The following is a 13,461-nucleotide window of genomic DNA, read 5'->3' as shown; positions in this document are numbered from 1 at the left end:
TATCAATAGGAAAGGACCCGTACCCCGATGAGAACACCCCCCAAGAGCGGGCTCGCGGCGCTGGCCGCGCTGCTCTCGCTGACAGGCTGCGGCCTGCTCGGCACCGGCGGCACGTCCGCCCAGGACGGCGGCGGCAAGGTGACGATCACGCTGGCCGGCCCCAACCAGTGGAACGCCAGCGGCAGCAGCTTCGGACCGGCCTGGGAGGCGCTGGTCGACGCCTTCGAGAAGCGCGAGCCCGGCATCGAGGTCAGGACGCAGGTGCTGCCCCTCGACGGCTTCATGCAGACGATCACCACCCAGCTCGCCGCCGGCACCGCGCCCGAACTGGTCTTCAACCAGCCGCCGCACAAGGCCCACGAGGTGCACGCGCTCGACGCCGAGCTGCAGAAGCCCAACCCGTACGTGCCGGGCAACCAGCGCTGGATCGACGTGTTCAGGAAGGAGTACTACGGCCCCGCCGTCTCCAAGGCACTGAGCAAGGAGAGCGGCAAGCTGGAGTACGTCCCCTTCAACCTGGTCGCCATCGGCCTGTTCTACAACAAGGACGCCTTCGCCAAGGCGGGCGTCGACCAGCCCCCCGCCACCTGGGAGGAGTTCAGGAGCGCCTGCGGGAAGCTCAAGGCGGCCGGCTTCGACCCCGTCGCCCTCGACAAGGGCGGCCTGGCCGCCGGCTGGACGTGGGAGGCGGTCAGCACCCAGCTCATCGACAAGTACCACGACGACTGGAACCTCTTCGACGCCACCGGCAAGCCGGGCAAGGCGCCGACCGTGACCGAGAAGTCGATGAGCAGGGTCATCAAGGAAGGCACGCTCACCACCAGGACGCCCGAGGTCGCCGAGTCCCTGAAGATCTACAAGGAGTTCTTCGACTGCGGCACGCCCAACTGGACGGGCGTCGCCGACGGCGGCGCGACCGTGGGCTACCGCGACTTCGTCTCGGGCAAGGCCGCCATGTCGTGGGGCACCGACTTCGCCGTCGAGGCGCTGAAGGCGGACGCCAAGTTCGCGCTCGGCACGATGCCGTTCCCGACCATCACCAAGGCCAGCACGCCGCTGTCGTCGGAGGCCCCGGCCCGTTACGGCGCCTCGATCGGCGGCACCAGCTACATGATCCCCTCCACCGTCAAGGGCGAGAAGTACGCGGCGGCGGTCAAGTTCCTGCAGTACATGAGCTCGCCGGCGATAAAGCCCTGGCTGGACGCGACCGGCGGCCTGCCCGCCGTCGAGGGCGTCGAGCCGTCGGCCGAGACCGCCGGGCTGCTGGAGGGCGAGTGGGGCAAGCCGTTCCGGGTGGTGGCTCTGCCGGGCGGCCCGGAGGGCACCTCCTTCCGCGACGTCTTCGACGGCTATCTGCTCGGCCGGCGCTCCCTGGAGGAGGAGCTGGCCGACCTGGACAAGTGGTGGAAGCGCGGCATCGAGGCCGGGATCAAGAAGAACGCCTGGGGCGACGAGGACTGGGCGAAGTAGGAGGAGATGACATGCGGTTGTTGATCGCCCTGGCGCTGGCCGTCCCGATGCTGGCCCTCCCGGCGCAGGCGCTGCCCGCGCGCGCGGCGGCGGCCGGCGGGGTGAGCGGCGTCGAGGTCGGCGGGGACACGATCACCGTCACCGGCCTCGCCCCCGGCCCGGCCGAGCTGTACGCGCTGGACACCTGGCAGGACTCGCCCGCGGGGGAGCAGCCGGTCGCGTCCGTCGAGGCGGGCCCGTTCCGCGTCGAGGTGCCCCGGATGGACGGTGACCAGGACCGGCTCTACGACAAGTTCCTCGCGGTGGGCGCGGACGGCCCGCTGGGAGAGGTGCACTACGCCGACAAGCTGAGCTTCCCGTCGGCCAACCAGACCCCTTATCCCGAAATGTCGGGCAAAAAGGGGTTACAGGTACAGATGACCGACGACGCCGAGGAGATCGGCGTCCAGCACGCCGGCATCAACCTGGCCCTCGACTCGGTCATGACGGCCGGGCCGGGCGCCCCGGGCAACACCATCGAGTTCGTCTCGCAGGGCAAGACGTACTACTTCGACCGCGGCGCCGTCGCCGGGCTCGACGCCCAGGTCAAGCCGCTGTCGGACAACGGCGTGCTGGTCAACATGATCGTGCTGGTCTACAACAGCGGCGCGCCCAACTCCGCCGCGCGCACGCTCATCCACCCCGACGCCGAGCTGGGCAAGGGCACGGTGTACGCGTTCAACACCAAGACGGCCGAGGGCGAGGCGCACTTCACCGCCGCGATGGAGTTCTTCGCCCAGCGCTACAGCCAGGCCGACGGCCGCTACGGCCGGGCGTGGGGCTGGATCGTCGGCAACGAGATCGACGCCCAGCAGTTCTGGTACAACATGGGCCGCCAGGACCGTGACGCCTTCCTCGACCAGTACGCCCGCGCCATGCGGCTGACCTGGCAGGCCGTGCGCAAGGCCGACGCCGCCGCCCGCGTCTACACCTCGCTGACGCACTTCTGGACGGGCGCGGCCAACGACGACCCGAAGTACACCTACAAGGGCCGCGACGTTGTGGACGGGCTCAACGCCCTCACCAAGCGCCAGGGCGACTTCGACTGGAACATCGCCTACCACCCCTACCCGGAGAACCTGTTCAACCCGGCGTTCTGGAACGACAAGACCGCCACGGACGGCTTCGACACCCTGCGGATCACGTTCAAGAACATCGAGCTGCTGCCGCGCTACCTCGCCCAGGACGACCTGACCTACCACGGGCAACGGCGGCGGGTGATCCTCTCCGAACAGGGCCTGAACTCCCAGGACTACTCCGCCAAGGAGCTGGAGCTGCAGGCCGCGGCCTACGCGTACGCCTACTACAAGATCGCTTTCGCCGACGGCATCGACTCCTTCATCCTGCACCGGCACGTCGACCACAAGCAGGAGGGCGGCCTGCGGCTCGGCCTGTGGACGTGGGACGAGGAGCACAGCGCGCCCTCCAACGCCGGGGAGCGCAAGCCCCTGCACGAGGTGTTCGCCGCCATCGACACCGACCGGTCGCTGGAGGTGACCGAGTTCGCCAAGAAGATCATCGGCATCTCCGACTGGAAGGACGTCATCCCCGGCTTCGACCCCGCCGAGCTGGCCGTCAGGAAGCCGCCCGCCACGGTGGGCACGCAGCTCGACGCCAGGCCGGTGGCCGAGCGCGTGATCTCCGGCTTCGAGACCGGCGCCGACGGCTGGCGGCCCTCGGACAACGCCGCCGCCGTGGAGCCGGTGGCCGTGGACGGCGGGCACGCGCTGCGTGTGCGCTTCGACCGGGACCTGCCCGGCTGGTCGCGGTACGCCAAGTCGTACAAGGGCGCCGACGTGCTGTTCGGCAAGCCGCTCGACGCCTCGCGCACGCCGTCGCTGTCGGTGTCGGTCCGGGTGCCGCCCGAGGCCGACGACGGCTTCAAGCCGGGCAACGTCTTCACCGCCAAGGTCCGCGTCTACGGGCGCGGCGGCGCGGTCGCGGAGGGCGTCGGCACGGTCGACCCCGAGCTCGGCTGGAACCGGCTCACGCTGGACCTGTCCCGCTGGGCCCCGCGCGCCGCGATCTCCCGGGTCAAGGTGTGGGTACGCGGCTCGGCCGGCTCCGACTGGGCGGGCTCGTACGACCTCGACCGGCTGAGCCTGGCCGCGGCGGCGCTGCCCGGCCTCGCCCGGCGCAACGTCGAGGTGAGCGCGTCCACCGCCGAGCGCGGCCGGCTCGGCTCCAAGGTCACCTTCACCGTCACCAACCGGGACGTGCTGCCGATGGCCGGCCGGGTCACGCTGTCCGCCTGCGACGGCGTGGCCGTCGATCCGCCCGCGCTGCCGGTGACCGGCCTGCGCACGGGCGCGAGCCGCACGACGGAGACCACGCTGACCGCGTACGCGCCCGCGAACCAGGAGTATCCGGTCGTGTGCGCGTCCTACCTCGGGCACACGGACCGGGTGACGTTCCGGCTGCCGCCGCAGGCCGCGTACGTGCCGCCCGCCCCCGACGCCTTCGCCAACCAGGAGCTGGCCGACGGCTTCGACCGGGCCGGCGACTACCAGGCCCACCGGGTCCAGCCGGAGGACAAGGAGCTGCCGCAGGTGACGTACGCGGGCGGCGCGCTGTCGGCCGGGCACCCGTCGGCGTCCTGGTTCGGGCTGATGTCGTCAGGCGTCTCGCCGCGCAACCCGGCGTTCGCCACGGCGATCACGATCAGGAGGTTCCAGGGCGACTCCACCGACATGGACACCGTCTACACGGGCCTGGTCAAGGACGGCAGCACGGACGTGGCGGCGTTCTACGTCAACAGCCACAGGTTCGCCGGGTTCGAGGTGCGCGGCCCGCAGGTGCCGGGCGGGATCGCGGTCTTCGGCGTCAAGCAGGGCGTCACCGTCCCCGACGGCGGCCGCTTCGCGCTGTCGCTGGTGGGCGAGCGGGCCGCCATGTACGCCGACACCGGCTCCGGCTGGGAACTGGTGACCGCGGCCACGCTGGAACACCTGCCGGCGTTGTCGGACCCCGAGGTCAGGGCCGGTTACCGCTACGGCTTCGGCGTGCGCGGCGACCCCGGCCCGAGCCCCCTGGTGCTCGACGCGGTGGAGGGACGCAGCATCTCCTGACGCGGCATCCCCTGACGTCACCTCCTGACGCGCCCGGCCCGCCGCTCACGGCCACATGTCCTGCGGGAACCCGGTCCAGCGCAGGCCGGACGGGAGGTGGCTCAGGTCGTTGAACATGACCATCGTGGGCGGCAGGCCGGTGCGGTACTCGATGATCGTCAGGCCGGTGTTGGCGCTGTTCAGGCCGAGCCACCGCGGCGGCGGCGCGTCCAGCGCGTGCCGCACCAGCCAGGCGATCTGACCGGCGTGCGTCACCAGCACCTCGTGCACGTCGGACGCGGGTTCGTCGGGGACCTTCGCGAACCGGGCGACCAGGGCGTCGGCGAGCGCGCGGCCCGCCTCCGCCTCCGCCTGGTCGAAGCCGTCGAAGTAGCCGGCCCAGGACGCGGGCGTCTCGGCGGGAGCGGGCACGTACGGCACATGGTCGACGAGCTCGTCGGCCGCGGCCACCGGCACGCCGGGCAGACGCCGGGCGAGCTCGCGCGCGCTCTCGGCGGCACGCGGCAGCGGCGAGTGCCACACCGCGCCGACCGGCATCCTGGCCAGCCGTTCGCCGAGCAGGGCCGCCTGCTGCCGCCCGGCGTCGGTGAGCTGCCCGAACGCGTCGGCCGCGCCGTGGCGGGCCAGGTAGAGGCGTCGTAGCGACATAGGTGGTCGGGGAGCGGCGTGTCGCAGGCCGCTCCCCTCTCCTTTCCCAGGGTCAGGTGGCGGTGACGGTACCGGCGGTGCCGTCGACGGTGACGAGCGCGCCGTCCCGGAGCCTGCTGGTCACGTCCGGGACGCCGAGGACGGCGGGGATGGCGTGCTCGCGGGCCACGATCGCGGCGTGGGACAGCACGCCGCCGGTCTCGGTGACGACCCCGGCGACGATGCGCAGCAGCGGCGTCCACGCCGGGTCGGTGAAGGGGCAGACGAGCACGTCGCCCGGGAGCACGCGGGCGAAGTCGCGCGGCCCGCGCACGATCCGCGCGGTGCCGGTCACGGCTCCGCGGCTGCCCGGCGTCCCGACGAGCGCCCCGGCAGGCACGTCCGCCGCCGGGGCGGGCGGGCCGGCGGGCGGGGGAGCGGCGGTGATCGGGCGGGCCTGCAGGATCCAGACGCGGCCGCCCGCGACGGCCCACTCGACGTCCTGCGGCCCGCCGCGCAGGGCCGCGATCCGCGCGCCCAGCCCGGCCAGCCGCACGGCGGTCGCGTCGTCGATCGCCGCCCGCTCCCGGACGTCGTCGGGCACGTTCCGCACGACGAGCCGCGCGCCCTCCCGGTCGAGGCGGGTGCGTTTGTCGGCCACGGCGCGCACGACCGATCCGTCCGCGGCGACCCGGTAGGAGTCGGGGGTGACCGTGCCGCCCACGACGCTGGGCCCGAGCCCCCACGACGCCTCGATCCCGGTGGGCTCGTCCGGCCCGCCGGGGGTGAACATGACCCCGGACGCCTCGGCGTCCAGGTGGCGCTGGACGACCACGGCCATCGCCGGGCCGTCGCCGGACCCGCCGCCGTCGCCGGACCCGCCGTCGCCGTTGCCGTCGCCGGACCCGCGGCCGGCGGCGGCGCGCGGCGAGAACAGCGAGGCCCAGCAGGCGCGCACCGCCTCGGCCACCCCGCCCGCGCCGCGCACGGCGAGGAAGCTCTCGTACCGGCCGGCGGCCGAGCTCAGGCCGGTGTCCTCGTCGGCCGCCGACGACCGCACGGCGACGGGCGGGTCGCCGAGCGCGCCGAGCCCCCGAGCCAGCGCCGCGGCCAGCCCGGCGTCGAGCGTGAGCGCCTCGATCGCCCGCCGCGCCGCGGCCAGGTCGTCCGGTCCGGCGGTGTGCCGCCCGAGGTCCAGACCGCGGACTGCGGCGAGGTAGGCGGCGAACGGCACCACGAAGCCGTCCGGGACCGGCAGCCCGGCCCGCAGCAGCGCGCCGAGCGCGCCGCCCTTGCCCCCGCAGGTGTCGGCCGCGGCCTCCTCAAGGGGTACGATCATCCGCCCGCCCTTCAACAAAATGTTGACGATGTCCCGCCGATTGTGAATCATGGCCCGCATGCAACGCAACCACGACCCCGTCCCGAACGCGGACCAGCTCCACGCCCAGCGCGAGACGGAGGCCCGCCGGCGGCTCATGGCCCTGGGCGCCGACCTGCTCGACCCGCGCCCGTGGCAACCCCCGCCCGTCCCGCCGTCGGCGGTCGACCTGACGCGGTTCGCCGTCTGGCGCAACGCCGGCCTGGAGCCGGCGGACATCCTGGGGGCGCTGGCCCTGCTGCCCGCCGCGCGCGCCGAGGTCGAGGCGATCGAGTCCGCCCTGCTGTTCACCGCCCGCAGCGCCGGGCTGACCTGGGCGCAGATGGCGGAGGCGATGGGGTTCAACTCGCCGCAGGCGTGCCAGCAGCACTACACCCGCCTGACCATCCGTCAGGAGGCCGGCTCATGACCTGGCAGTCCGCGCCCGGCCTGCTGGCGCTGCACGCCGTACGCGTCACCGGCTTCGCCGACACCCCGGTGCTCGCCCGCCGGTACGAGCTGGGCGTGGCCGAGACGGAGGAGGAGCTGCTCGACGCCGAGGCGCGCGGCTGGGTGAGCCGCTCCGAGTTCGCCGGCACCGGCGGCTGGTCGCTCACCGAGACGGGCCGGGCCGAGGACGAGCGGCGCCTGGCCGCCGAGCTCGACCAGGCCGGCGGCGCCGAGGAGGTCCGCGACGTCCACCGCGAGTTCCTCCCGCTGAACGCCCTGCTGCTCAAGGCGTGCACCGACTGGCAGCTGCGCCCGGACGGCCGCGACCGGCTCGCCGCCAACGACCACTCCGACCCCGCCTGGGACGCCCGGATCCTGCACGAGCTCACCGTCGTCGGCCGCGCCCTCCAGCCGCTCGCCGACCGGCTGACCGGCGTCCTGGCCCGGTTCGGCGGGTACGACACGCGTTTCGCCGCGGCCCTGGCCCGCGCCCGCAACGGGGAGGGCGCCTGGGTCGACCGCACCGACGTCGACTCCTGTCACCGCGTCTGGTTCGAGCTGCACGAGGACCTGATCTCCACCCTCGGCCTCGACCGCCACGCCGGCTCCTGACCGTAGGCGCGCGTCCGGGCGCCGGGGTGGTGTGGTGCGCGCGCGGCAGGTCGACCGGCACGTTGCGGGAGCCCGGGACGTGCGCGGCGGCGAGCTCGCCGGGTCAGTCGTCGGTGATGGTCAGGCCCGCCTCGGCGGCCGCCGCGTAGGCGTCGTCGATGTGCACCACGCGGCGTCCGGCGCGGGCGAGCAGGCTGGTGGCGGCGGCCGCCCGGTAGCCGGAGCCGCAGTGCGTCCACACCGTGCCGGCCGGGACGTCGGCCAGGCGGTGCGGCAGGTCGGGCAGCGGGATGTGGGTGGCGCCCGCGACGTGGCCGGCCCGCCATTCGTTGGTCATGCGCACGTCCAGCACGACGTCCGGGGCGGGCAGGTGGGCGGGCGCGCGCCCGGCGCGGACGGCGGCCAGGTCGGCGAACGTGGCCACCGCCAGCTCGCCCAGCCGGTCGTCGTGGCCGCCGGCCCACCGGTTGGGGTCGCCGGTCGCGGCGGCGGCCGGGCGGTCGACGCCGATGCGGGCCAGTTCGCGCTGGGCGGCGGCGACCTGCGCGGCGTCCTCGCCCAGCAGGGTGATCGGCGCGCCCCACGGGGCCATCCAGGCGAGCCAGGTGGACATCGGGCCGTCCAGGCCGAAGCTGAGGGTGCCGGTCAGGTGGCGGCTGGCGAACGCCTTGCGGGAGCGCAGGTCCACCACCCATTCCCCGGCCGCGATCCGCTTCCCGAGCTCCTCGGGGTCGGCGGTCCGTACGGGGGTGAGGTCGATCGGGCCGCCGCCCTCGGAGTTGCGCGGGCCCATGTGGGCGTAGTAGGCGGGGTAGGCGTCGAGACCGGCGAGGGTCTGGGCGACGAAGTCGTCGGCCTCCAGGCGCAGCGCCGGGTTGGCCTGCCGCTCGCGGCCGATCGTGGAGGCCGGGGCGTCGGCCTGCGTCGCCGAGCAGAAGCTGCCGAAGCCGTGGGTGGGCCACACGTGGGCGCCGTCGGGCAGCAGGTCGGCCAGGCGGTGCGCCGAGGTGTGCTGGCGGTGGGCCAGGTCGTGGGTGTGCTCGGCGCCGAGCAGGTCGGTGCGGCCGGTGGTGCCGAAGAGCAGGGAGCCGCCGGTGAAGACGCCTTCGGGGCCGTCCGGGCCGGTCAGGATGTACGACAGGTGATGGAAGGTGTGGCCCGGCGTGGCCACCGCCTGGACGCTCATGGCGCCGGACAGCGTGACCTCGTCGCCGTCGGAGACCGGCCGGCGGTCGAACCGCACGGTCTCGTCGGCGGCGACCAGGTAGGCGGCGCCGGTCACCCGGGCCAGGGCCAGGCCGCCCGAGACGTAGTCGTTGTGCAGGTGGGTCTCGGCCACGTGGGTGATGCGCACGCCGAGACGTCCGGCCAGGGCGAGGATCCGGTCGATGTCCCGCTGCGGGTCGACGACCAGGGCGACCTGGCCGTCGTGGGCGAGGTAGCTGCGGTCGCCCAGGGAAGAGGTCTCCACCACCTCGATGTGGATCGTGCTCATCTTCTTCGCCGCCTTCGTGTCGTCGCAGTCGCGGTCCGGCCGGTTTCCGGGTCAGGGACCGTCCTACCCATTGATACCCTGGGGGGTATAGAGCAGGTAAAAAGACGGGCATGCGAGGGCGTGCTAGTTCGTTCGTCGCCTTCGGATGCCCGTGGGGAGATCAGTGCCGCATCAGGACAGGGCCAGGAACAGCTTCTCCAGCCGCTCCGGCGTGATGGCCGGCTCCTCGCCGCGCTCGCGCGCCGCCTGGCACTGCTGCAGGCCGGTGGAGATGATCTTGAATCCAGCCCGGTCCAGGGCCTTGGACACCGCCGCGAGCTGGGTCAGCACCCGCTCGCAGTCGTCACCGTTCTCGATCATGGCGATCACCCCGCCGAGCTGGCCGTGGGCCCGCTTGAGCCGGGTGAGCGCCTCGGCCAGGACGGCCGCGTTCATGTCCATTCGCTCCACCTCCACTGCCAATATACCCCCCGAGGTATGGTGCCGCGCACGTCCGCGGGGGCGCGGTGGAGGAGGAGGCGGTCACGGGTTGGGGGCGAGCCCTTCGGCGATCTTCTTCAGCTCGGCGGACACGGCCGCGGCGTCGCGGAACTCCTTGGCGTACGTCGGGCTGAACATGATCTCGGCCCACTGCTTGTCGCCCATGCGGAGGAAGAGGGTGGGGGTGCCCGCCATGCCGTCCTCACCGACGTTCTGGACGACCAGGTAGCCGCCGCGGTCGCCGACGGTCACCTCCTCGCCGTCCCCCTCGTCGCGGTAGGCCGCGATCCGGTCGCCGAGCTCCTGGACGGCCCCCTCCTCGTACATGTAGATCTGCACCCGGTAGGAGCCCGGGTCGTCGCCCTCGTAGATGTAGGCGGTCGTGTACTTGTCGCCGAAGTCCACCGACCAGCCGGACCACTTCAGCCGCTCGGGCAGGTATCCCACCTTGACGTGCCCGAACTTCATCCCGTCGCCCAGGTCGCCGAGGCTCGGCGGCTCCGACGGCTGGGGCGGGGTGTCGTCGATGGCGGGCGGCTCCGGCGTCACGGAGATCGTCACCTGGCCGCCCGTCGCGGTCGTCGTGCTCGCGCCCAGGTACGCCACGGGCGCGGCCACGACCGCCACGGACGCCGACAACGCTGCGATCCGGCCCCTCACCCGCCTGCGCCGGGACCCGCGCACCACCCGTTCCACCAGGTCGGGCGCGGCGTGCAGCCGGGCGGTCTCCTCCGTCATGAGCCGGCGGAGCTCCTCCTCAAGCGTGGGCATTCCTGATCACTCCTTCCACTGTCTCCCGTCCGAGGGCCGAACGGAGTTTGGCCGTCGCCTTCGACGCCTGGCTCTTGACCGTGCCGACCGAGCAACCGAGCACCTCGGCGGTCTGTGCCTCGCTGAGGTCCTCCCAGTACCGCAGGACGATCACCGCCCGCTGCCGGGGCGGCAGGGCGCGCAGCGCGTCCATGAGCACCTGGCGCAGGTCGGTGTCCGTCGCCCGGTCCGGAGTGTCCGGCGGGGTGTGCATCGGGATGATCCTGAGGATCGCCCGGCGGCGGGCCCGGCTGATGGCGGCGTTGACGATGACGCGGCGCACGTACGGCTCGGGGCTGGCGTGGCGGACCCGGTCCCAGTTCCGATAGGTGCGCTCCAGCGCGGTCTGCAGCAGGTCCTCCGCCTCCGCCTCGTCACCGCAGGCGAGGTAGGCGACCCGTAGCAGGCTCGTGGCGCGTGCGGCCACGAATGCGCCGAAGTCGTGTTCCGTGGCGCTCACGGCTGTCTGTCCGATTTCACGCTTCCTTATACGCCTGGGCGCCGGCGGCGGTTGCCCGCGAGAGCGGGGGAAGGCGGCGGACAACCCTTCGGAGCGAGTCGGTCGACGGGAAGACCGTGCGGCTGTCCACCGAGCCGGCCAAGGCCACGTGGGGACCGTGCGGCAGCCCGTCCCCCTGGCCGAGGTCGGCCGGACCGACGCCCGGCCCGCCGTGCCGGCCCTGCCCTGAACCGGCCCGCCGCGCCGGCCCTGCTCTGACGGCCCTTCGGGGGCGGCCGTCAGGCGCGGAGGACCTCCACCCAGTAGCGGCCCTCGCCGTCGCGGTGGGCGCCGTGGATGTCGGTGGCCAGGTCGGGGAAGGTCCGGTCGAAGTCCTCCAGGGCGCGCAGGTAGTGCATCAGCGGGCCGTCGGCCGCGCCGGTCGCCTCGCCCGGCATCAGCATGGGGATCCCGGGCGGGGTGACCACCACGGTCGCCGCCACCACCCGCCCGGCCAGCCGGGCCAGCGGGACCCGCTCGGTACGGGAGCGGATCATGGCCTGGTAGACGTCGGCGGGCGTGGAGACCGGCTCGGGCAGCGCGGTGAAGACCTGGTCGAGCAGCGCGCCCACGCCCGAGTCGCGCAGCTTGGCGTGCACCTCGCCGCAGAACGCCCGCAACGACACGCCGGACGGCCCGAACCCGGGCAGCACGTCCGCCAGCGCCCTGTCGTCGTCGTAGGCGTTCTTGAAGTCGGTGAGCGCGTCGATCAGCGTGCCCCACTTGCCCTTGGTGATGCCCATCGAGAACAGCACCAGCAGGGTGTGGTCGCCGGTCTTCTCCACCACGATGCCGCGCCGCTGCAGGTAGGCGGCCACGACCTTGGCCGGGATGCCCCACTCCAGCGTGCCCTCGGCCGCGTCCGCGCCGGGGCAGGTGATCGTCACCTTGACCGGGTCGAGCAGGGCGTAGTCGTCGCGCATGCCGTCGAAGCCGTGCCAGGCGGCGCCGGGCTCCAGCACCCAGCAGCGCGGCTCCGAGCTCAGCAGCGCCGGGTCGGCGTCGGCGAAGGGCACGGCCCGGCCGGTGTGCGGGTCGAGCACCGAGGGCGGCTGCCAGAGGCCGAAGAACCAGCCGGGCCGCCGGCCGTCCTCGCGGATGCGGGCGGCCAGCCGGGTCATCGCCTGCCGGAACCGGACCGCCTCGACGATCGCCTCGCCGGTCAGGAACGACCCGGAGGGGCCGTCCATCATCGCCGCGGCCACGTCGAGGGAGGCGATCATCGGGTACAGCGGCGAGGTCGAGGCGTGCATCAGGTACGTCTCGTTGAACGCGTCGAAGTCGACCGGCGCCCGCGGCGCGGGCCGGACGTGCAACATCGCCGCCTGCGACAACGCGGCCAGCAACTTGTGCGTGGACTGCGTGGCGAACACGGTGGGACGCCCCGGGCCGGGCAGCGTGCGCTCGTCGACCGACATGGCGTACCGGCGGGAGTAGAGCGGGTTGAACCGGCCGTAGGCGAACCACGCCTCGTCGAAGTGCAGCCGCGGCACGGTGGCGCCCAGCAGCTCGGCGACCCGGACCGCGTCGTAGCAGACGCCGTCGTAGGTGGAGTTCGTGACGACCGCGTACGCGGGGTCGCCCGCCGCGAGCGGATGGCCGGCCACCCGCGCCCGGACGGCGGACGCCTCCAGCGCGGCGGCCGGGATCGGCCCGGCCAGCCCCAGCCCGTTGCGCTCGGGAACCAGGTAGACCGGCCGCGCGCCGCTGATGGCCAGCGCGTGCTGGATCGACTTGTGGCAGTTGCGGTCGACCAGGACGGTGTCGTCGCGGGCGATCGCGTGGTGCCCGACGATGCGGTTGGCGGTGGAGTTGCCGTTGACCACGAAGAACGTGCGCTCGGCGCCGAAGACGCGGGCCGCGTTGTGCTCGGCCTCGCCGATCGGGCCGGTGTGGTCGAGCGGCGAGCCCAGCTCCCCGACGGAGATCGACAGGTCGGTGCGCAGCAGCCGCTCGCCGTAGAAGTCGAAGAACGCCCGGCCCACGGGCGACTTCAGGAACGCCACGCCGCCCGCGTGCGCCGGGGTGTGCCAGGAGTAGGGGTGGTGGTCCTCCAGGTGCAGCAGCGCGCGGAAGAACGGCGGGAGGATCTGGTCGGCGTACTGGTCGGCGGCGTGCGCGATGCGCCCGGCGATGAACTGCGGGGTGTCCTCCAGCGGGAAGACGTAACCCTGGATGACCTCGTACACCCACAGCGGCAGCTCCTGGTCCTGGGTGATCAGGAAGACCGGCAGGCCGCGGAAGCGCTTGGCCACGGCGGCCAGCAGGTCTTCGGCGCCGGGCGCGTCCCAGGCCGCCAGGATCGCGGTGAGCGAGGCGTCGGACCCGACCACCGCCAGGGCGTCGGCCGTGCGGCGGGTCCAGCGCACCTGGAGGCCGAGCTCGCCCATCTCGGCGCACACCCGGCGGATCTGCTCGGCGAGCGCCGAGTCGGCGTCGGGGTGTTCGGTGACGGCGGCCAGAACCGTTCGCTCCATGCGGCACTCCGTGATCGATCAGGGACGGGAATCTGCCCTGATCGTAACGCCAAGGAATGGCAAAGACACGGTAAGTG

11 protein-coding genes are annotated in these 13,461 nt (G+C 73.3%); 4 read left to right on the top strand and 7 right to left on the bottom strand.

What is annotated here, in order from left to right; genetic code table 11:
* Positions 1-27: 27 nt before the first annotated feature.
* Both ACIBK9_RS35470 and ACIBK9_RS35465 read left to right on the top strand, forming a co-directional pair.
* Positions 28-1,470 (top strand): ABC transporter substrate-binding protein, encoded by a 1,443-nt coding sequence (locus ACIBK9_RS35470; RefSeq protein ID WP_397163032.1) that lies wholly within the window; start codon positions 28-30, stop codon positions 1,468-1,470.
* 11 nt (positions 1,471-1,481) lie between these two features.
* Complete coding sequence (locus ACIBK9_RS35465) at positions 1,482-4,577, top strand: DUF5722 domain-containing protein (RefSeq protein ID WP_397163030.1); 3,096 nt, start codon at positions 1,482-1,484, stop codon at positions 4,575-4,577.
* A gap of 45 nt (positions 4,578-4,622) precedes the next feature.
* Here the strand turns inward: ACIBK9_RS35465 and ACIBK9_RS35460 are convergent, their stop codons facing one another.
* Positions 4,623-5,225, bottom strand: coding sequence for a histidine phosphatase family protein (locus ACIBK9_RS35460; RefSeq protein ID WP_397163029.1), 603 nt, complete (start codon positions 5,223-5,225; stop codon positions 4,623-4,625).
* Positions 5,226-5,277: 52 nt separating this feature from the next.
* Positions 5,278-6,543, bottom strand: a complete 1,266-nt coding sequence (locus ACIBK9_RS35455; protein WP_397163027.1) for a PEP/pyruvate-binding domain-containing protein — start codon at positions 6,541-6,543, stop codon at positions 5,278-5,280.
* 58 nt (positions 6,544-6,601) lie between these two features.
* Between ACIBK9_RS35455 and ACIBK9_RS35450 the strand changes: the two genes are divergently transcribed.
* Both ACIBK9_RS35450 and ACIBK9_RS35445 read left to right on the top strand, forming a co-directional pair.
* Positions 6,602-6,991, top strand: coding sequence for a DNA-binding protein (locus ACIBK9_RS35450; RefSeq protein ID WP_397163025.1), 390 nt, complete (start codon positions 6,602-6,604; stop codon positions 6,989-6,991).
* Positions 6,988-7,623 (top strand): transcriptional regulator, encoded by a 636-nt coding sequence (locus tag ACIBK9_RS35445; RefSeq protein ID WP_397163024.1) that lies wholly within the window; start codon positions 6,988-6,990, stop codon positions 7,621-7,623. Before ACIBK9_RS35450 ends, ACIBK9_RS35445 begins: the two co-directional genes overlap by 4 nt.
* Positions 7,624-7,726: 103 nt before the next feature.
* On the opposite strand, the gene ACIBK9_RS35440 is transcribed toward ACIBK9_RS35445, so the two are convergent.
* From ACIBK9_RS35440 to ACIBK9_RS35420, 5 genes are all read right to left on the bottom strand, one after another.
* Positions 7,727-9,118 carry a rhodanese-like domain-containing protein gene (locus ACIBK9_RS35440; RefSeq protein WP_397163022.1) on the bottom strand — a complete coding sequence of 464 codons (1,392 nt, stop codon included), beginning with the start codon at positions 9,116-9,118 and terminating at the stop codon, positions 7,727-7,729.
* A gap of 171 nt (positions 9,119-9,289) precedes the next feature.
* Positions 9,290-9,559: a metal-sensitive transcriptional regulator gene (locus ACIBK9_RS35435; RefSeq protein ID WP_352328991.1), complete on the bottom strand. Its 270-nt coding sequence runs from the start codon at positions 9,557-9,559 to the stop codon at positions 9,290-9,292.
* A gap of 81 nt (positions 9,560-9,640) precedes the next feature.
* Positions 9,641-10,369: a hypothetical protein gene (locus ACIBK9_RS35430; protein WP_397163020.1), complete on the bottom strand. Its 729-nt coding sequence runs from the start codon at positions 10,367-10,369 to the stop codon at positions 9,641-9,643.
* Positions 10,356-10,868: a SigE family RNA polymerase sigma factor gene (locus ACIBK9_RS35425; RefSeq protein WP_397163019.1), complete on the bottom strand. Its 513-nt coding sequence runs from the start codon at positions 10,866-10,868 to the stop codon at positions 10,356-10,358. The genes ACIBK9_RS35430 and ACIBK9_RS35425 overlap by 14 nt, the downstream gene beginning before the upstream one ends.
* A 278-nt stretch (positions 10,869-11,146) precedes the next feature.
* Complete coding sequence (locus ACIBK9_RS35420; RefSeq protein WP_397163017.1) at positions 11,147-13,384, bottom strand: Orn/Lys/Arg decarboxylase N-terminal domain-containing protein; 2,238 nt, start codon at positions 13,382-13,384, stop codon at positions 11,147-11,149.
* Positions 13,385-13,461: the final 77 nt, after the last annotated feature.

This window comes from Nonomuraea sp. NPDC050227 (genome assembly GCF_044459705.1).
Taxonomy (GTDB): Bacteria; Actinomycetota; Actinomycetes; order Streptosporangiales; family Streptosporangiaceae; genus Nonomuraea.
The sequence above is the reverse complement of the archived record's forward strand: the minus strand, read 5'-3'. Positions and strand labels throughout refer to the sequence as shown.